The sequence below is a fragment of the Parabacteroides sp. AF18-52 genome (genome assembly GCF_003479145.1).
Lineage (GTDB): Bacteria > Bacteroidota > Bacteroidia > Bacteroidales > Tannerellaceae > Parabacteroides > Parabacteroides faecis.
In genome coordinates, this window is record NZ_QUGR01000014.1 from 80,484 (window position 1) to 101,491 (window position 21,008).

General features: G+C 44.9%; 10 protein-coding genes. 7 read left to right on the plus strand and 3 right to left on the minus strand.

Annotation, left to right across the window (positions count from 1 at the left end):
- Positions 1-6: 6 nt before the first annotated feature.
- The 3 genes from DWX23_RS19335 to DWX23_RS19345 are packed head-to-tail and all read left to right on the plus strand — an operon-like array spanning position 7 to position 7,550.
- Complete coding sequence (locus DWX23_RS19335) at positions 7-2,826, plus strand: TIM-barrel domain-containing protein (protein ID WP_122375658.1); 2,820 nt, start codon at positions 7-9, stop codon at positions 2,824-2,826.
- Between the two features lie 13 nt (positions 2,827-2,839).
- Complete coding sequence (locus tag DWX23_RS19340) at positions 2,840-5,341, plus strand: sugar-binding domain-containing protein (RefSeq protein ID WP_122375659.1); 2,502 nt, start codon at positions 2,840-2,842, stop codon at positions 5,339-5,341.
- Positions 5,342-5,351: 10 nt separating this feature from the next.
- Positions 5,352-7,550 (plus strand): glycoside hydrolase family 3 C-terminal domain-containing protein, encoded by a 2,199-nt coding sequence (locus tag DWX23_RS19345; RefSeq protein WP_122375660.1) that lies wholly within the window; start codon positions 5,352-5,354, stop codon positions 7,548-7,550.
- An 80-nt stretch (positions 7,551-7,630) separates the two neighbouring features.
- Here DWX23_RS19345 and DWX23_RS19350 read toward each other — a convergent pair whose 3' ends face one another.
- Entirely contained in the window at positions 7,631-9,148 is a 1,518-nt protein-coding gene (locus DWX23_RS19350; RefSeq protein WP_122375661.1) for a potassium/proton antiporter, read from the minus strand.
- A gap of 139 nt (positions 9,149-9,287) precedes the next feature.
- Here DWX23_RS19350 and DWX23_RS19355 point away from each other — a divergent pair, with 139 nt between their 5' ends.
- From DWX23_RS19355 to DWX23_RS19370, 4 genes are all read left to right on the plus strand, one after another.
- A complete protein-coding gene (locus tag DWX23_RS19355; RefSeq protein ID WP_199673343.1) occupies positions 9,288-11,978 on the plus strand; it encodes a transglutaminase domain-containing protein in 2,691 nt (896 codons plus the stop codon).
- A 137-nt stretch (positions 11,979-12,115) separates the two neighbouring features.
- Entirely contained in the window at positions 12,116-12,343 is a 228-nt protein-coding gene (locus tag DWX23_RS19360; RefSeq protein WP_122353157.1) for a hypothetical protein, read from the plus strand.
- Positions 12,340-12,753 (plus strand): putative toxin-antitoxin system toxin component, PIN family, encoded by a 414-nt coding sequence (locus tag DWX23_RS19365; RefSeq protein ID WP_122375662.1) that lies wholly within the window; start codon positions 12,340-12,342, stop codon positions 12,751-12,753. The genes DWX23_RS19360 and DWX23_RS19365 overlap by 4 nt, the downstream gene beginning before the upstream one ends.
- Positions 12,754-13,355: 602 nt before the next feature.
- Positions 13,356-17,669, plus strand: coding sequence for a DUF6383 domain-containing protein (locus DWX23_RS19370; protein WP_122375663.1), 4,314 nt, complete (start codon positions 13,356-13,358; stop codon positions 17,667-17,669).
- A 614-nt stretch (positions 17,670-18,283) separates the two neighbouring features.
- On the opposite strand, the gene gldN is transcribed toward DWX23_RS19370, so the two are convergent.
- Together gldN and gldM are read right to left on the minus strand one after the other, a co-directional pair.
- Complete coding sequence (gene gldN, locus DWX23_RS19375) at positions 18,284-19,372, minus strand: gliding motility protein GldN (RefSeq protein ID WP_122375664.1); 1,089 nt, start codon at positions 19,370-19,372, stop codon at positions 18,284-18,286.
- A gap of 44 nt (positions 19,373-19,416) precedes the next feature.
- On the minus strand, positions 19,417-20,985 hold the full coding sequence (gldM, locus tag DWX23_RS19380; RefSeq protein WP_122353153.1) for a gliding motility protein GldM: 1,569 nt from the start codon (positions 20,983-20,985) through the stop codon (positions 19,417-19,419).
- Between the last annotated feature and the right edge of the window lie 23 nt (positions 20,986-21,008).

Sequence of the window (21,008 nt, forward strand, 5' to 3'; positions counted from 1 at the left end):
TAGAATATGAAACAAGCGATTGTATGTCTTACCTTCGGAACGCTGTTGTTCTCTGCCTGCCATTCGGATGCTGTCCGGCAGACAGAGAATGGAATAATCGTCCCTATTACTTCCGGCGAGACAAAAGCCGTTAAACTGGAAGTGATTACCGACGATGTAATCCGGGTGATGGCATCGCCAACAGGCATATTTGAAGAAAGTGTAAATCTGATCAAAGACACGCACCAGTTACCTGTCCCTGCTTTTGAGATCACCCGGAACGGGGATACCATCACGCTTGGAACAGCTACCTTACAGGCTCGTCTATTACAGAGAACAGGCGAAGTTTGGTTCACGGATAAGGCAGGGAACCTGATCCTCCGTGAACAGAATGGAGGTGGGAAAGAATTCACCCCGGTACGGGTGGAAGGAACCAATGGTTATTCGTTCCGTCAGGTTTTTGAAAATGACGAAGAGGAAGGATTGTATGGTCTGGGACAACATCAGAGCGATGAGTTCAATTATAAAGGAAAAAACGAAGAACTGTTCCAGTACAATACGAAAGTAAGCGTTCCTTTTATCGTTTCCACCAAAGGGTATGGAATACTCTGGCATAACTATTCCCTGAGCCGTTTCGGGGATAAACGCCCCTATGCAGAACTGGGCGATGTCTTTAAACTGTATGATAAGGAAGGGCAGGCCGGTGCATTGACCGCTACTTATTATAAGGATCGGACCTCTTCGGTACAACCTTTGATCCGAAAAGAGGACAAAATCAATTATGAAGATCTGGTAACGATCAAGAATTTCCCGGAGAAATTTCCTTCCAATGAGGCTTATGCCACCTGGGAAGGAGAGATAGAACCAACAGAAAGTGGTGTACATCATTTCAAACTACATTATGCCGGATATACGAAAGTCTTTATCGATGGGAAAGAAGTGGTCGCCGAACGCTGGCGTACTGCCTGGAACCCGAACGATTATAAAACCAAAGTTCGTCTGGAAAAAGGAAAGCGTTATCCGATCCGGGTCGAATGGCTTCCGGATGGTGGTGTCTCTTATTTGGGATTGAAGGTGCTGAGTCCGTTACCCGAGGCCGAACAGAACCGTTTGGCATTCTGGAGCGAGATGGGTGATCAGATCGACTATTACTTTATCAACGGTAAAAATATGGATGAGGTGATCAGTGGATATCGTTCCGTAACCGGAAAAAGCCAGGTGATGCCTAAATGGGCCATGGGGTATTGGTTAAGCCGTGAGCGTTATAAAACACAGGATGAATTGCTGACCGCATTGAATGAATACCGGAAACGCCAGGTCCCATTGGATGTGATCGTTCAGGACTGGAGTTATTGGCCGGTAGATGCCTGGGGAAGCCATGAATTCGACAAGGAACGTTTCCCGGACCCTGCCGGAATGATCAGGGAGATACACGAGAAGGATGCCCGTTTCATGATCTCCGTATGGCCTAAATTTTATATGACGACAGAGCATTACAAGGAACTGGACCAACTGGGAGCTATGTATCAGCAAGCGATTAAAGACAGCATCCGCGACTGGATCTATCCGGGATATATCGGCTCATTCTATGACGCCTACAATCCGGAAGCACGTAAATTGTTCTGGAATCAGATGAATGAACATCTCTACAGCCTGGGTGTCGATGCCTGGTGGATGGATGCCTCCGAACCGAATGTACAGGACAATACGGATATGAATTACCGGAAGAAGTTGTGCGGACCGACTTATCTGGGCCCTTCTACCAAATATTTCAATGCCTATGCCCTGATGAATGCGGAGGCAATCTATGACGGACAGCGTGGCGTAAACCCGGATAACCGTGTTTTCCTGTTAACCCGTTCCGGTTTTGCCGGACAGCAGCGGTATTCGACAGCTACCTGGAGCGGTGATATCGGTACCCGTTGGGAAGATATGAAAGCTCAGATAAGTGCCGGTTTGAACTTTGCGATGTCGGGTGTCCCTTACTGGACGATGGATATCGGCGGATTCTGTGTGGAGAAACGTTATGAGCACGCGGAAGAAGGAAGCGAAGACCTGAACGAATGGCGCGAATTGAATACCCGTTGGTATCAGTTCGGTGCATTCTGCCCGTTGTTCCGTAGCCATGGTCAGTATCCGTGCCGGGAAATCTATAATGTCGCACCGGAAGGAACGCCTACCTACAAGTCAATGAAATATTATACCGAATTACGATATCGCCTGATGCCTTATATCTATAGCCTGGCAGGTATGACCTATTTCAATGACTATACGATCATGCGTGCCCTGGTGATGGATTATGCGGAAGATAAGAATACCTATACTATTGATGACCAGTTTATGTTCGGTCCGGCCTTTATGGCTTGTCCGGTTCATCAGTACAAGAAACGGGACCGGGAGGTCTATTTCCCTGCCGGAGTTTGGTACGATTACTATACCGGTAAAAGTATGACCGGAGGAACTTCCCGCACTGTAGCTGCTCCGTATGAACAAATGCCGTTATTTGTACGCGGCGGCTCCATTATCCCTGCAGGTAAATTGATCCAGTCGACTGCCGAAGAACAAAAGGACCTGACGGTCTACGTGTATATCGGTGCCGATGCCTCTTTCTCCTTATATGAGGATAATGGGGTGACTTATGCCTATGAAAAAGGTGAATACAGTACGATTCCGCTTTCTTATAAAGAATCAGGAAAGGAACTGACTATCGGAACCCGTTCCGGTTCTTTCCCTGAAATGGCTATGGAACGGAATATAAAAGTTATCTTTGTTACACCTGAATATCCGGCGGGAAAGGAAGTCTCTGCTGTATATAAAGGCGAACAGTTAACCATTTCGTTACCCTGATAAACTAACATGTATGAAACAATTAGCAATTGTATTCTTTAGTCTCTTGTTGGCGGCCTGTTCGGCCGACCGGCAGGGACGTGAGAGAACCTCCTTTAACAACGACTGGCTATTCTCGTTGACAGACAACCAGGCGGATCTTTCCGCTCCGGATGCCGACGATACCGGCTGGAGGCAACTGAACCTTCCGCATGACTGGAGCATCGAAGCAGATTTCTCCAAAGAGAATCCGGCGACACCCGGGGGCGGAGCCTTGCCCGGTGGTATGGGCTGGTACAGGAAGCATTTCAAGATACCGGAAAGTGACCGGGGAAAGCAGGTCTATATCGACTTCGACGGTGTTTACCGTTGCAGTAAGGTATGGCTGAACGGTCATCTGCTGGGATTCCGTCCGAACGGATATATCTCGTTCCGTTATGATATGACTCCTTATCTGAAATACGGTCAGGAGGAGAATGTACTGGTTGTACAGGCTGACAACTCGCAGCAACCTAACTCACGCTGGTATTCGGGATCAGGTATCTACCGGAATGTCTGGTTGGTTAAAACCGGTCAGGTTCATGTGGATCAGTACGGAACGAATATTACAACTCCGGATGTCGCACAGGAGAGGGCGACGGTAGTGATTGAAACGACATTGAAGAATACTTATGCAGCTGCAGTTACTGCCGAGTTGATGACAATCATTAAAGCCCCTTCCGGAAAAGTTATTGCACAGACCTCTCTTCCGGTCGAACTACCGGAGAACGGTAGCGATATTATTAAACAGACTCTTGAGGTAAAAGCCCCTGAATTATGGGGAATAAAAAATCCCGCATTATATACTGCTGTAACTGAAGTAAGATCCGGAAATCAACTGACCGACCGATATGAAACAACCTTCGGTATCCGTACTTTCCGGTGGGATGAGGCAACCGGTTTTTATCTGAACGGAGAACCGACAAAGGTGTTGGGTGTTTGTCTGCATCATGACCTGGGATGCCTGGGTACGGCCGTTAATAAACGTGCGATCGAGCGTCAGTTGCAGATAATGAAAGATATGGGTGTCAATGCGATCCGTACCAGCCATAATCCTCCGGCTCCCGAATTACTGGAACTATGCGACCGGATGGGACTGCTGGTACAGGATGAGTCGTTCGATATGTGGAGAAAACGAAAATCGCCTTACGATTATGCACAATACTTTGACGAATGGCATGAACGGGACCTGACCGACCAGATCAAGCGTGACCGTAACCATGCCTCCGTTTTCATGTGGAGTATCGGAAATGAGGTACTTGAACAATGGTCGCATGCGGATGCCGATACACTGAGCCTGCAGGAAGCGAACCTGATCCTGAATGCCGGTCATAAGATAGATCCGGCTTTGCTGGAGGATAGCACAATGAGTGTCCAGTCGTTGATCACGATCGCTTTGGCTGATATTGTCAGAAAGTTGGATACTACCCGTCCGGTAACTGCCGGAAATAACGGTGTAGATCCGGCCAACCATCTGTTCCGTTCCGGTGCACTCGATGTGTATGGTTTCAACTACCATGAGAAAGACTATGCCCCTTTCCCACAGGTCTATCCGGGTAAGAAGCTGATCGTCAGTGAATCTACATCGGCTTTGATGACACGCGGTTATTACCAGATGCCATCCGACGAAATGTATATCTGGCCCGAATCATGGGACAAGCCTTTCGATCGTCCTGAACACCTTTGTTCTTCTTACGACAACTGCCATGTTCCCTGGGGATCGACCCATGAAGTAACCTGGCACGAGGTAAAACGTTTGCCGTATGCTTCCGGAATGTTTATTTGGACTGGTTTTGATTACCTGGGTGAGCCGACACCTTACTGGTGGCCGAGTCGCAGCAGTTTCTTTGGAGTCGTCGACCTGGCAGGATTCCCGAAAGACGTGTATTATATGTACCGGAGTGAATGGACCGACCAGCCGACCCTGCATCTATTCCCGCATTGGAACTGGAAAGAGGGTGAAGAAGTAGATGTCTGGGCCTATTACAACCAGGCGGATGAGGTGGAACTATTCCTGAATGGTAAGAGTCTCGGCACGAAAGGTAAGAATGACAGTACCTACCATGTATCCTGGCGTGTTCCATTTACACCGGGTACGCTGAAAGCCGTATCACGTAAAGCCGGAAAAGAAGTGCTGGCACAGGAAATCCATACTGCAGGCGAGGCTGCCGAGCTAGCATTGCTCCCTGACCGTCGGGTTATTCAGGCAGATGGTACGGATCTCTCTTTTATAACCGTTGAAGTGAGGGACAAAGCTGGTAACCTGGTTCCCCGTGCCGATAACCTGATTCGTTTCTCGGTGGAAGGAGACGGGTTTATTGCCGGAACGGACAACGGTGATCAGAATGATCCCAACAGCCTGAAAAAACCGGAGAGGAATGCGTTTTACGGAAAAGCGCTTGTCGTTGTTCAAAACACAGGCAAAAAAGGGGGTATCCGTGTAAAAGCAACAGCCGCCGGATTACCGGATGCTGTCACTGAAATAGAAGTTGAATAAATAAGAAAACATGAAGAAATTAATGACTATGGCTGTGCTTTCCTTTTGTATGACCACTGGGGTATCGGGTACACAGCCTATAAATAAAGAGGATCAGCAGATAGAAAAACAGATCGAGAAGCTGATTCGTCGGATGACACTGGAAGAAAAAGTTAGTTTGTTACATGGTAACTCCAAGTTTTATGTCTCGGAAATCAAGCGTTTAGGTATTCCGGAATGGAGCCTGAGCGACGGTCCTCATGGGGTCCGTGCAGAGATTAACCGGCATGACTGGGGATATGCCAACTGGACTACCGATTCGTCGACCTATTTTCCGACAGGTACGGCTTTTGCGGCTGCCTGGAATCCGGAGCTTGCCTATTACCGTGGGGAAGTACTGGGTGAAGAAGCCCGTTGGCGTAAAAAAGACGTGTTGCTGGGTCCTGGAGTGAATATTATCCGTAGCCCGTTGTGCGGACGTAATTTTGAGTATATGAGTGAGGATCCCTATCTGAACTCTGTACTGGCCGTCCGGTATATTCAGGGATTGCAAAGCCGTGATGTAGCGTGTAGCGTGAAACATTTCGCTTTGAACAACCAGGAAACGAACCGTACCACTGTCGAGGTGGAATGTAGCGAACGTGCCCTCCGTGAAATCTATCTGCCTGCATTCAAAGCGGCAGTACAGGAAGGCGGTGCCCTGACCGTGATGGCCGCCTATAACAAATATAAAGGGGATTGGTGTGCAGAAAACAAATATCTGGCACGCGACATCCTTCGTGATGAATGGGGTTTTAAAGGAGTGTATGTGACCGATTGGGGGGCTGCCCACAGTACGGTAAAATCTGCTATTGCCGGTCTGGATCTGGAAATGGGAACCAATATAGAAAATTATGATGACTGGTATTTTGCCAATCCTCTGATGGAGGCGGTAAAGAAGGGTGAAGTGGCTGAAAGCCTGGTGGATGAAAAAGTAAGTAATGTACTCCGTGTCATGATCAAAACGAAAGTACTGGACCCGAAGAAACGCTTTAACCAAGGTTCTATCAATACACCGGAGCATCAGCAAGCAGCTTATCAGGCCGCTGCCGAAGCGATTGTGTTATTAAAGAATAAAGAAAACTTGCTGCCGTTGGATATCTCGTCGGTGAAAAGCATTGCTGTGATCGGCGATAATGCTACCCGTCGGCATTCGGATGGTGGACTGAGTTCCGAGATCAAGTCTTTGTATGAAGTCACTCCGCTGGAAGCAATCCGTATGAAACTGGGTGACCGTGTGAAAGTCAATTTTGCACAGGGATATGAAAAACTATCCACTTTTATCGAAGGAAGTAATAACGGGCAGAATGCCGGCAGTTTTACCGATGGAAATCAGGTAAACGAGAAGTTATTGAAGGAAGCAGTCGACGCAGCCCGCAACAGCGATGTGGCGATCGTTGTCGGAGGGTTAAACCATGATTATGATACGGAATCGGCAGACCGGCAATATATGGAACTGCCTTACGGTCAGGTGCAATTGATCCAGGAAGTGATCAAAGCCAATCCCAGAACGATCGTGGTGATCGTTGCTGGTTCGCCGGTGAATATGGCTGCTTTGGATATCTGTGCCCCGGCAATCCTTTGGGGATGGTATAACGGAATGGAAGGTGGAAATGCCTTGGTGGATGCCATTACCGGGAAGGTGAATCCCAGTGGCAAAATGCCTTTTACCACCCCTGTTACACTGGAACAATCTCCGGATATGGCTTTAGGTAATTTCCCCGGAAGAGATCTGAAAGTAAAATATGAAGAAGATATCCTGGTAGGTTATCGCTGGTATGACACGAAACGGTTACCGGTGGTCTATCCGTTCGGCTATGGTCTGTCTTATACTGACTTCTCTTTTGGAAATCTGGCTACCGACAAGAAAACGTATGGCCAGGGGGAAACGATCAAAGCCACTTTCACATTGACGAATACCGGAAAAAGAGATGGTGCCGAAGTTGCCCAACTCTACGTAAGCGATCCGGAATGTTCAGTCATGCGTCCGGTAAAAGAACTGAAAGGTTTCAGGAAAGTTTTTTTGAAAGCAGGTGAAAGTAAACAGGTAGAAATAGATATCCCGGTAAGTTCTTTGGCTTTTTATAGCGAAGCACAGAAACAATTCGTTGTAGAACCGGGTACTTTTGTCTTACATTTGGCTACCTCTGCAGAAAATATAAAGTCTGATATGTCTATCGAAATCCAGTAGTAAACTTTCCCTTCTAGAAGGGAGCAAGGGGTGTGTTATTGCTTTGTTATATAACTAGCTTTAACACACCCCTTATCCTTTTAATTCTTCTTCAGCGTGTAATCTGTAATTCCCAGCGCCTCATAAGCCTGAAGCAGTGCTTCGTCATTATCGGAAATCATCAGTAGCTTATCATTCTCCATCAGGACCGTATTCCCTTTAGGTATGAAATAACGTCCGTCACGCATGACCATTACCGCCAGCGTATGGTCGGGCAGGGTGAGTTCCATCAGTTTATTCCCATGCGTAAGTACTTCGGGAGTTACATCGATCTCGCTCATCGCGCTCTTGATACCTTCCGGCAGTTCGATACCGAATACATCCTTTCGTTCCGGTTCATCTATCATATCCAGCCATTTGGCAGCCTGTGTTACTGTTGTGCCCTGTATCAGCAGTGACAAGATCGTGATAAAGAATACCACGTTGAATATCAGCCCGGCATGCTCTACTCCTGCAATCAGCGGATAGGTGGCGAAGATAATCGGTACGGCTCCTCGAAGCCCTACCCACGAAATATACAGTTTCCCTTTGAAAGAGAAGTTCTTATATGGGAGCAGGCAGAGGAAAACACTGATCGGACGGGCGAAAATGATCATAAAGATACCGACCGTCAGACCGATGGGAGCTACCGGCAACAGTTCGTGCGGATTGACAAGTAATCCCAGCGTAAGGAACATCACGATTTGCCATAACCAGGCAAAACCGTCGAAGAAAGTACCGATACTCTTCTTGTGTACGATCTTCGCATTTCCGACTACCAGGCCAGCGATATATACAGCCAGGTAACCGTTCCCCTTGCAGAGCGAGGTAGCGGCGAAAGTAAAGAAGGCTGTTGCCAGCAACAGGATCGGATACAGCGACTCATTATCGATGTCAATTTTATTGATAATGATTACGGCCAGTTTTCCGAATAAGAATCCAGCTATGGCACCTACCGACAATTGGATCACCAACGACAAGGCAGCATCGGCCAGATTCATGCCGGCTGTCTGGATATAAGCGATCAACAATAGGGTAAGCATATACGCCATCGGGTCGTTACTACCACTTTCCAACTCCAAGGTTGGTCGGAGACGCTCTTTCAGGTAGACTCCCTTGCTTCGCAGGATGGAGAATACGGAGGCCGAATCGGTTGACGACATAACGGCAGCCATCAGCAGGGACTCGGGGAGTGTGAGCGTTTCATAACCGGTCACGAGTTTGGACAGATAATAAATGAATCCCCCCGTAATGAACGTAGTTGCCAGTACACCGACTGTTGCCAGAATGACCCCTTGCGACGCAATGGGTTTTACCTCGGATATCTTCGTGTCCATACCACCTGAGAACAGGATGATACTCAACGCTAGCATACCGATGAACTGCGCAATATTTGGATTACTGAACTGGATTCCCAGCCCGTCGCTACCGAATAACATACCGACTCCCAGAAACAGCAACAATGCGGGAAGTCCGAAACGATAACCTGCCTTACCGGCGAAAATACTGAAAAAAAGAATGACGGAAGCAATCAACAAGATTCCCTCCGCATTGTGTAAGAGTTCTAAATCATGGAACATAAGCGGAAACGGTTTACTCAATTATCCCTCAAAATAACAAAAAAAATCTGAAACTACAATGGAATGAATGCCGAAATATATGGCTCATATACTGACTAATGAATATATTACGTATATTTGTCGGGATAAAATTAACACTATGCATAAAACACAATTATTCGCACTATTGTTCATCCTCCTGATAGGGACGGCATGTAACAAACAGCAGCATTTCATCTCTGACGATGCATTCAGAGCTGAAGTGGAGAAAGATTTCCAGGCCAAACAGGCGGCTTTGCCTGACGGAGATCTGTTCACAGTTTTCAATCAACAAATGACGCCGGAAGAAAAAGAGGCACTTACATTTCTGTATGCCTATATGCCGATAGGCGACATCACCGATTATGATGGAAAACTTTATCTGGATAATATCCGCAGTTCTTTCAAGGCAAAAGAAGAAATGCCCTGGGGCGACAGCATTCCTGAGGAGATCTTTCGCCATTTCGTTCTGCCTATCCGCGTGAACAACGAGAACCTGGATGAAAGCCGTATGGTCTTTTTCGATGAACTGAAAGATCGTGTGAAAGGCTTGTCATTATATGATGCCGTGCTGGAAGTGAACCACTGGTGTCATGAAAAAGTAATTTATACACCGTCGGATGCCCGTACAAGTTCTCCGCTGGCTTCTGTAAAGACTGCTTACGGACGTTGTGGTGAGGAATCGACTTTTACGGTGGCAGCACTTCGCTCGGTAGGCATCCCTGCCCGCCAGGTATATACTCCCCGCTGGGCACATACCGATGACAACCATGCCTGGGTAGAAGCCTGGGTAAATGGTAAATGGTATTTCCTGGGTGCTTGCGAACCGGAACCGGTTCTGAACCTGGGATGGTTTAACGGTCCGGCTTATCGTGGTATGTTGATGCATACGAAAGTATTCGGTAAGTATCATGGTCCGGAAGAAGTTATGCTTGAAACAGACGGTTATACAGAGATCAATGTGATCGACAACTATGCTCCGACAGGTAAAGCGATTGTTACTGTAGTGGATGAGGAAGGTAAGCCGGTATCCGGTGCCGATGTGGAATTCAAAATCTACAATTATGCCGAGTTTTATACTGTTGCCAATAAGAAAACAGATGCCGAAGGAAAGACATTCTTGACAGCCGGTAAAGGGGATATGTTCGTATGGGCAACCAAAGACGGCAAATTCGGTTTCGATAAAGTCTCCTTCGGTAAAGGCGATGCAACCATCAAGCTGGATAAGAAGCCAGGTGATGCCATCGGAGCTGTAGCCCTCGATGTTATTCCTCCGGTTGAAGGTTCTATCGCTGTCGAAGTAACTCCTGAACAAAAGGAAGCGAATGCAGCCCGTTTGTTGAAAGAGGATGCGATCCGTAATAAATACGTTGCCACTTTCTATACGGAAGAAAAGGCCGAAGCATTGGCAAAAGAGCTGGGTATCGATCCGTTGAAGACATCTGATTTTATGATCGGTAGCCGTGGTAATTGGATGGAAATCGAGAAGTTCCTGCGTGAGAATAAAAATTATGGGAGAGCAATGGCCTTGTTGGATGTGATTTCTGCAAAAGACCTGAGAGATACTCCTGCCTCTGTTTTATCGGATCATTTGAACAATACGGTTGCTATTCTTACCGATTATATGCCTCCAAAAGAAAAAGAAGAATTTGGAGATATCTATGTACGTTATGTCATGAATCCTCGTGTTCAGAATGAGTTCCTGACTCCGTATAAGAAATTCTTTGCAGAGAATATCGATAAGGATTTATCGGATAAGGCTATCAATGATCCGATGGCATTGGTAGATTGGGTGAAGAAGAATATCACCATCAAGAACGAACTCAATTCACAGCGCATCCCGATTATGCCGATGGGTGTATTCAAATCGCGTGTGGCTGATACCGGATCGCGTGATATCTTCTTTGTAGCCGTTGCCCGTAGTCTGGGTATCCCCGCACGTATCGAACCGGTTGCCCGTAAGGTGCAATATTGGAAAGACGGCAACTGGATGGACGTGGATTTTGAAGCTGCTGTTCAGACGACGGCTAAACAGGGTAAGGTTGTTGCTTCCTATGCTCCGATCAAAGCATTGCAGGATCCGAAATATTACAGCCATTTCACTATCGCTAAGATATTACCGGATGCTAAGTTGCAGACCCTGAACTTTGAACGCCGCGGCAATGTGGATATGGGTGTAGGCGACACCTGGAGCAGCATGTTGAAGACTCCGTTGAGCATGGACGAAGGTAACTATATGATGGTTACCGGAACCCGTATGGCTAACGGCAGCGTATTGGCTGAAGTTTCTTTCTTTAATGTGGAACCTGACAAGACGACCCCCACAAAACTGGAAATGCGTGAAAACACTGACGAAGTACAGGTGATCGGTAATTTCAATTCGGAAAACAAGTTCAAACGTGCCGATAACGGCGAAGAAACCAGCGTACTGGCAACGACAGGCCGTGGTTATTTCGTTGTCGCTATCCTGGGTGCCCGTCAGGAACCGACCAACCACGCTATGCGCGACATAGCAGCTGTGAAGAAAGACCTGGAAGAATGGGGCCGCAGTATGGTACTTCTGTTCCCGGACGAAAAGGGTTACCAGAACTTCGATCCGAAAGAGTTCGGCGATCTGCCTAGCACGATCACTTACGGTATTGATGCTGACAACCATATCCAGAAGGAGATTGCATCGGCCATGAAACTGGCAAATGCCAGCCAGCTCCCTATCTTTATCATTGCAGATACTTTCAACCGTGTTGTGTTCGTCTCTCAGGGATATACCATTGGTTTGGGAGAACAGTTGATGAAGGTGATACATAAGTTGTAATACATCATCTAGTAAATATTTAGCCCTGGTAGTCTGTAAGTAAATTCTGATAACCGGGGCTGAATATTTATTATCCTACATCATATTCAAACAAAAAACTGTTATATTTGTAGTTAAGTAATAAAAAAGGAGGCATTATGGAGAGAACGGTTTTTAATGCTGCCCAGTTACAGATACTGGATTTGATGGCATATGTTGAAAGTGAGGATACGCTAAATGAAATAAAAGATATGTTATCGAGTTATTTTGCACAGAAAGCAGAAAAGGAAATTGATAAGCTATGGGATAGCGGACAGGTCAACAATACTGTGATAGAAGAATGGAAACATGAACATATGCGTACGCCTTATAAGACAAAACAATGAATAGAGTTGTTTTAGATACGAACTGTCTGTTGATCTCGTTGTCTAAGAGAGGCAACTATTATAAGGTGTGGAAAGATTTCTTTGCGGAAAAGTATACATTGTGTTATACCAATGAGATACTGAATGAATACGAGGAGATTCTTTCTTCAAAGATGGGGAGTGATATTGCACAGAACATTATTAAGGCAATTATAACTCGTAAAAATACATTGAAATTAGATGCTCACTTCCGTTTCAATCTAATTCAATCAGATGTTGATGACAATAAGTTTGTTGATTGTGCTATTGCAGCGAATGCTTCTTATATTGTTAGTCAAGATCATCATTTTGATATTTTGAAGAATATAGACTTTCCAAAAGTAGAATTAATAGGTATAGATACTTTTATCGCTTTATTGAGTGATTATTGATTGGTACTCCCACCAAGTTGATTGCCGAATGTACCGGGCTTTCTGAAGCTGAAATCAACAATTTGTAGATACCTCTAGAAATAATGAATGAAGGCTGTCGTTTCGAACGATGGCCTTTTTTGTGAGTGAAAATGCCTGTATTTCTCCATGCAAACAGGCTAAATAGCAGCTTTTAACATTCGCTTTTGAAAACTGGATAAAAGCACTCTTGATAATGAGTGAGTTAAAGATGTACGCTTGTACATTATTATATAATATGAATAAGTAGTGAAATTGTATTTAATATAAAGAATAATAGTAAATTACGAAGTATAAGTAGTGACTAAAAGAAAGGTTCCTTTTTTCTCGCCAGCAAAGTTAAATATAAGTTTTAAACATACAATTCTTTCCCATAATTTTTTTTCAATCCTATCCTCTTTCTTATCAATTGGATAGCAATTAGAGTACAAATCTAGTACTTCTTATTACCAAGACTAAATGTACCCTAAAAAATGGCGAGAAAAAAGGAACGTTTAATCTAGTCATTCACTCTCAGAAGCGTTCCTGATCTAAGGTTAAAAGGCTTTTTAAGTAACACTATTATTAATATTAAATTAAAGATTATGAACAAAAAGTTTTCTACTTTGGTCGCCAGTATGCTGCTGGCAACAACTGTTGGAACAAGTTATGCTCAGACTCAGACTGTGTATACTAAAGCTACGGCTCCTTCTTTAGAGGCTGTATCTAAAGTTACTGATGGTAGAGCTTATCAATTGTCTGATGGTTATAATGTGCTGGTTATGCAGAAAGTAAAAGATCTGCAAGGCGGCGGTTTCCACTATGAATTGGCCTTTGTTCCTTATTTTCAGGCTAATATTGGAGAATCTCTTTGGACTGTAGAAAAAGATTCTAATGTAGACAAATCCAGAACTGCTTTTATTTTCAGAAACCTGGCTCATCACCTTACTTTGTCTTTCGATCCTGCAAAGGCGCAGGATTATAAAGGTGGAGCGCGGACTGCTTCCCATTTAGGCGGAAAGGATGTTTCATGGACATGGATGCTTGATGAAGCTGGTGAAAACCTGACAATCGCAAGAACTCCGGAAACATATATTCATGCAGACTCTATCATGACTTTGCTTCCTGCATCAGATGGTTCTGGTAAAGTGGCTGCTGTCAAGTATGCAACAAAAGATGTTCAGGAAAGAGTCGATTTTTTCAGAATCAAACCGGTAGTAGCTGGCCCGGTATGGTTAAGCAAGTATGATTTGAACAGTAAACTTCAGACTCAGGCTGATGATAAAGTAGCTTTCGCATTTGCAAAAGGTGTCTCCGATGGTATGCCTAACAAATGGGTAGAACAAGAATATGAAGCTGTCGATCCGAAGCCGGGTACATTGTCTTATGGTGAAGTGGCTGATGCCTATGAAGCTTATGAAAAAGCTTATGCTGTTTACGAGGCTAAGGTAAAACTGGTAGACGCTGCTTTGGAAGCATTAAATGATCAGAAAGAGGATTATGCTGTAACAGCGAAGATGCTGAAAGATGAACAAGCAAACTATAATGATCTGGTAAAACAATTACAGACTGTTAGTGTTTCTTTACGTGGACATCAATATGACTTGAAAGACCTTACCAAGAGGTTGCAGTCTATTGAAGAAAGTATTAAGAATAATGCAAAGATCAGTGATGCGGAGAAACAAAAAATAGAAAAATTACTTCGTGATTTAGTACATGCGGAAGATGCACTGAGTGATGCAGAAGAAGTTGTAAGTAACTACGAAGCTGAGTTAATGACCGCTAAAGGTAAAGTGCTTGAAGTAACAACTGATGTGCAAGCAGCATCAACTGAACAAAGTGTTGCTGAGCAAAAGAAAAAATTAGCAGATGCATTCAAAGGGTTACAAGATGCTGATAATGCAGATATAAAAGCTCTGACATTCGATCTTTTCAATAAAGAATATCTTGACGATTCAAAAGCTTGGAATACGATTTTTGCTGCTGCTACTATAGAGTCTGAATCTGATAAAGAGTTGTTCATGTCCTTTGCGAAAGAATTGTACGCAAAAGTGATAGCTGATAATGCTGGTGCTGATGCTTGGACGCTTAATCAGACAGTATGTAAAACGGTAACGGCTAATTATATTACAGATGTAGTGGATGAAGCCTTAACTCAGGCCGATGCAGCGTTGGCTGAGAACAAACAAGTACTACAGGAGGCTGAGAACAAAGTAGCCGAACTGGAAACAAAAAAAGCTGATGCAGAGGAAGCCTTAGAAGCTGCTAAGACTACAGAGAGTAAGGCGCGTACTGCATATATTACTGTAAAAAATAACATTATCCATTCTGACGAACTGGATAAAGATCTCTTAGCATTACAAAACCGTTTAGAAGAACAGAAATCTGAACTGGTGGCTACAATTGAAAAGGAAGAAAATGAGGAAGCTACCCTGAGAAAATCTTGTACTACTTCGATAGATAGAATTCTAGCCTTAAGCCAGGATCTTGAATTCGACAAGGGTGATGTTATTTATCACATGCATAAATGGGCCCTTGCTGATAGAGCTGCCGCTAAAGCTGCCCGTACTGCCCAGGGATTGTATGCAGTTTATGCTAATTTGAATGCTGTTAAAACTCCGTATTGGTTATCTCTGAAAGCTGATAACGGTCAATACTTGATGGTCGATACTGCTTATCTGTCAGATGAAGTGGCTGGTCAAAACCACTTGACATTCAATACAAGAGAATATAAGAAATTTGAAAATCCGAATGCACCGCTTGCTGCTCGTGATATTAATGGTCGTTTCAACTTCCGTTTCTTGTATTTCCCGACTCAGGACTCTTTACGTATCGAAGCTGACGGTTACAACCAGAAAGACGTTACAACAACTTATTGGAAAGACCGTGCAGACAGTGAGATCCGTTACAAGGCTTCTTACGCTCCGGGCTTTGAACAAAATTTAGTGAAAGTAGCTGTTCTGGGCAACCATCGTGAAGTAACAGTTGGTAGCTCTGAATATATCAAACGTCCGAATGCACTTCAACTTACAATCAATGACCGTATCGGTTTGAGCTTAGCTGGTCCTGTAAATGTTATTAATGTTCCTGCAGGTTTGTACTATCTGGATATTGTAAAAGCAAACACTCAGGAAAACGGTGCCCGTTTGATGTTGGATGTCGATAATTATTCATTGACGAAAGTGACTCCGGCAGATCAGGGTAAGATGGATTTTGCTCATCTTCCGGCTGCTAAATGGTATGTAGAAGCTACCCCGACAGACTTCGGTGGTTATCCGAATATTTACAATATGGAAACAGGTGAAAAACTGAACCTGGGTGCTTATACTGTAGAAGAAAAAGACGGTAAATATTATGTAACAATCAGCCAGTATATCTATCAGGGTTCTGTTGAAGAGAAAAATGATACATTCGTATTGAGTGTTGCTCCTGAAAGTGAAGAAGGTTATTACCGCACAGCAACAGGAGATCCGAGAGCTCTCTTTACACTGGGTTATCTGAATATTTCTTCCGGATTGAATGTTGAAGTTGGTAATAAAACTATCAATAATGATTCTGTTTTAGTTGTATCTGCTGACTCTGAAGATAAATTCAGATTGCACAGAATTGGAGATAACAAAGAATATGGTTATGGTAATTCTCTGGAACGCGGTTTGTATCAGATCAGCCTTTATAATCCGAATAAGTTGAATCAACATAACAAATATGTACAGATCACAAATGTAGATGGAACAGAAATGATGGTAGTATCCAATGCCGCTTCTGCAACTAACTTCTATTTGAAAGAAGTGAATGATGTGGATGGTACTCACTATTATGCTTTGATTAATGCTGCTTGGGATAAGAAAGCCGGTGTGGTTGATGCAACAGGTTTGATCAAAGCTGAAGATATTACTGCTGAAACACGTACTTCTGCATTTGCTTTAGTCGTTGATTCAACTCGTTACTATCGTGAATTTACTAAAGAAGAACTGGGTGAAAAGAATATCTTGAAGTTCTATCGTACACGTTCAACTGATAAAGAATATCTGTATGCTTCTGAAGCTGCTGAATTGAATTTGTTGGCAGTGGAAGGTAAGGGCGATAACGCCGATGCTTTGGCTGAAATGACAGTAATACCGACAACAGAAACAGGTGTATTGATGCCTCAGTACTTTATTGCTCGTAATGTAACGGAACAGAAAGGCTCTGTTAAATGGTGTGGTGAAGATCATACTTCATTAGCTGATTCTTTGTCTTGCGATCATACCCATGTAACTCCTGATACACTCTTTGGTAACTTCTTGGTTAACTTGAAGATCGATGCTAAATATAACAAGTATAACTGGGAGAACAAGTATACTCGTCTGGCATTCCTGAAAGGGTATGTTGTGAAAGAAGAAGGTACTATGCCGGGTACAGGTAACTATACTAAATTGTTTGTTGATGGCAAACAGGTTACTATTGCTGAAAACAAGCATAATGCTGCTAAGTTTGAATTCCGTTTGATCAATGATGATGAAGCTCAAGATTTCTTGATCGAATCTGAATCATGGATGAATGACAATGCTTTTGCTGGTAATGCTCGTCCTATGACTGAAGGCGGTTGGTTGAAAGTTCAGAACGGTGTTCCTGTAATTGTAAAAGACAACTTTGAAAACTTCGATGCTTCATCTGCTGATATCTACAATGTAGAATCTTCAGAAGGTTCATCTGTTGCCAACGAAGATATCACAACTTCTACAATTGCTGTAATCGGCGGTAACGGAACAGTAACAGTTAAGGGTGCTGAAGGCAAGAAGGTTGTTATCAACAACGTACTTGGTCAGGTAGTGATTAACACGGTAATTACTTCAAGCGAAGCTACAATTGCAGTTCCTGCAGGTGTAGTTTATGTAACGGTTGAAGGTGAAGCAGCAGTACCTGCTATCGTAAAATAAGAAATTATTTATAATCAATAAATTTAAATTGACTGCGTGTCGTAGAGGTGGGGTTCACCCACCTCCATGGCAAGTATCCTGCGACAGGCGAACAAGCGGTCGGTATTAATACTAAAGTAATGAAATAAAGTTCTTCTGTTCGATCTCTGTGAAGAGCGAAGACAGACAAAAACAAACCCCGGGGAATACGTTCTCCGGGGTTTCGTCGTTAGAAAAAGGTGGAACCTTTTTCAGTTGACAAGTGACAACTGACAGTTGACAGATAGGCTTCGCAATCGAACATAGAAATATTTGAGCCAATGTTGCAATAATAGAAATAATTGAACTATCCGAGCAGGCGATCAGTCATACATAAAACATGCTTAGTTACAGGTTCATTTGCCGTTGGTTTTAACCAACGGATTAGTAAATGATCTCTCTCTTTGGACTTTAGTCCCATTTTAAGAATCTCTGTATGAAGAGAAATGTGGCTAAAGCCAAAAAAAGGACAGCCTATCAAAACCGTCGGTTAAAACCGACGGCAAATGGACCTGTAATGGCGAAGTTACTTTGATAAGGGGATAGCTCAAATTTGACAAATACTGAACCAGTTGCTATCTTCATTGGCACATTCTTTATCGTCTGCGACGTACGCTGCGTACCGGAGAGGATTTCTCGGCTTTCGGAGCTTTTGTCTTGACGGTCTTTTCTTTGGTTTCTGCCTTTTCGGTGGTTGCGCCTCTCTGTCCGCGAGCGGAGGCCTTGCTGGCCTTCTTAGCTGCTTTCGGATCTTCTACCTGGGTAGTGTCGGGCTGGAACCAGAGTGACTTTTCAAAAGCAACCAACTGGCCTTCGATACGATCCTGCTCTTTCTTTATTGAATCCGGAGTCGGGCAATATGCCTGCAACGGTAGGTTCATCAGATTCTGTGTCTTGAAAATATCACCTTCGAACATACGGCGGCGGAAATAATCGTCGAGCGTGAAGGTCATCGCGTTGTTGATGTTCGACGTCATGATGAACGCTGTATTGATATACGGGCGGATATTTTCGTAAGGGATCCAGAACATCGGCATCGTCAGCTCTCCGACATCACCGGAAGTGGTCATGATCGGGCAGATAGCCAGTGTCTTTACGTCGAATACGGAATTGTTCTGGTCGAAATACCAGGCTTCCTTCACGTAATAAGAACGGACATATTCGGAAGGTATATCGCTTTCGTTGATAACGAACGTCGTTCCCTGATTACCTTGTCCGGCTATTTCTTCGTAGTAGATACCGAAGCTGTCGAGCATCTTTTTCAGGTCGATCTTGTTACCTTCGCTGAAATCTTCGTAACCGTCTTCGTACTGGTACGCATCTATTTTGCCTTCACTGATCAGACTGAAGATGATGGAGAAAAGGTTCATCTGTCCGTTCATCGGTGTGACGGGATAATAAAGCGGAGCATTCTTTTCTTTCATCAGGTCGATCTGACGATAGATGACACGCATCCAGCGGGCGTTTCCCACTTCCTGTGTCATACGCTCGTTCATATCCTGTGCCCGTACGGTCAGTTCGGGCATACCGATGTCTTTTTTATCGTTTGCCCGTTCTCCGCGGGAGGCTTGCGGGGTTCTTCTTGCCCGTTGCTGGGTGTTCTCCGATTCTTCCTGTGCCTGCATGGAGGTAGCAGTGAAGAACAGGGCGCTTGCAATTGCCAGTATGTAATAAAAACGTTTCATATTTTATATCCTTATTTGGGACGGTTCGCAAACCGCCCCTACATTTAATTTACAATGACTTCGATCGGTGTAAGGGTACGTTCCAGACCGTCAGGACCTTTGGCCACCACGCCTCTGATGTAAAAACGCTTGCCTCTTGTCAGACGACGGATCCTGTCCTTCTGACCGTCGGAGAAGCGGGGACCCTGTGATACTTCAGGGATCGCATTTCCCATCGAGTCGAAGAAGATCAATTCGAAACGTAATACATCGAATTTGATATTCAATATGTCGTCGTCGATAGCAGCCTGCAGGACTTCGGTGTCGACCAGGTTACGCTTGGTCATGTTTCCACCGCGGAATTTACGCATGTTGCCATTCTGATCCTTATATTCGATATACGGCATCGGATCGGGCAGGGCACGTACGCGGAACGTATTCTTTGCCATTTCCACACTGCGGCCGTCAGCCATACGGGCACTTACCGATATGACGGCATCGGTTCCAACTTTCGACGGACGGGCTTCCCAGATGTCGCCTTTGCGTGTCAGGGTTCCGTTGGTCATGCTGGCCGTGATGTTTCCGCTCGGTACACCCGGTACGGCGATACGCATATCGTTGGCGATACCGGCATATAATACGTTCATCAGCAACGGTGCTACCGTAGCACTCGGCTCCGTAACGAAGTATTCGCTTTCAAACTCCTGGTGCATCACGCTGCCGTCGTTGTTCGGCATCTCGATATATCCTTTGATGGGATAAGTACCCGGAGCACCGGCAATGGCTGTGAACTGGCCGCGGCTGTCTGCTGGCAATTCCTTACCGTTGACAAACACGGTCGGACGTTTCGTCGAATCGACGGCAGACAGGACGATGTTCGCCTTGTACTGTCCTCCGCGCATAACGATCTGGCTTTCCGGGATGACCTGTGCGGTCATCTGGTTCACACGGTAGTCACCTACGTCGACGCTGTTCAGCAGGTTGTTCAATACTTCTCCTTCTGCATAACGGATATCGCTCTGCAACTTGGTCAGCAATGTCACAGCGGCTGCGACCGGCATATTTTCAAACAACGCCTCTTCCCAGGTACGGGTATTGATACCGGCTTTGTGGGGAGGGGTTGTGCTCAGGCTCGCTTCCAGGATGCGGGTCTTGGCACTATCTTCCACCATTTCACCCATCATGGTACGGTAAGAGTCGATGGCTTCGCGCAGCTTTTTACCTTCGCCGGTAACCGGGCCGAGCATGATGCGTGAAGCGGCTTCGAGGTCGTCTTTATGTTCGATCTTATTTACGTTGGCATCTTTACCGTCGGCAATCTCTGCGATACGTTCTTTCAGGTTCTGTACGTAGTTGTACAGGCTGTCGGAGGCATGCTTTACCTGTATACCTTTGTCGTACCATTCTTTTACCTTTTCGGGATTGGACTGGTAGTAGGTATTAAGTTCGCCGGCCACGATATCGTTACGATGCGTAGAATTGTCGATAGAAGTGCGCAAACTGTCTTCCACTAGCTCGAAACCGTCGAGTACCTCCGACGACACATTCAGTGCCATCATGGCGATGAACACCAGATACATCAGGTTGATCATCTTCTGACGGGGCGAGTTGGGATTATTAGCTATTCCGGACATCTTTCTTTTGTTTCGTTTGTTTG

Excerpts from the sequence above, each read along its gene's own strand:
- DWX23_RS19335 (WP_122375658.1), top strand. The coding sequence starts at position 7 with ATGAAACAAGCGATTGTATGTCTTACCTTCGGAACGCTGTTGTTCTCT.
- DWX23_RS19340 (WP_122375659.1), top strand. The coding sequence starts at position 2,840 with ATGAAACAATTAGCAATTGTATTCTTTAGTCTCTTGTTGGCGGCCTGT.
- DWX23_RS19345 (WP_122375660.1), top strand. The coding sequence starts at position 5,352 with ATGAAGAAATTAATGACTATGGCTGTGCTTTCCTTTTGTATGACCACT.
- DWX23_RS19350 (WP_122375661.1), bottom strand. The coding sequence starts at position 9,148 with ATGTTCCATGATTTAGAACTCTTACACAATGCGGAGGGAATCTTGTTG.
- DWX23_RS19355 (WP_199673343.1), top strand. The coding sequence starts at position 9,288 with ATGCATAAAACACAATTATTCGCACTATTGTTCATCCTCCTGATAGGG.
- DWX23_RS19360 (WP_122353157.1), top strand. The coding sequence starts at position 12,116 with ATGGAGAGAACGGTTTTTAATGCTGCCCAGTTACAGATACTGGATTTG.
- DWX23_RS19365 (WP_122375662.1), top strand. The coding sequence starts at position 12,340 with ATGAATAGAGTTGTTTTAGATACGAACTGTCTGTTGATCTCGTTGTCT.
- DWX23_RS19370 (WP_122375663.1), top strand. The coding sequence starts at position 13,356 with ATGAACAAAAAGTTTTCTACTTTGGTCGCCAGTATGCTGCTGGCAACA.
- gldN (WP_122375664.1), bottom strand. The coding sequence starts at position 19,372 with ATGAAACGTTTTTATTACATACTGGCAATTGCAAGCGCCCTGTTCTTC.
- gldM (WP_122353153.1), bottom strand. The coding sequence starts at position 20,985 with ATGTCCGGAATAGCTAATAATCCCAACTCGCCCCGTCAGAAGATGATC.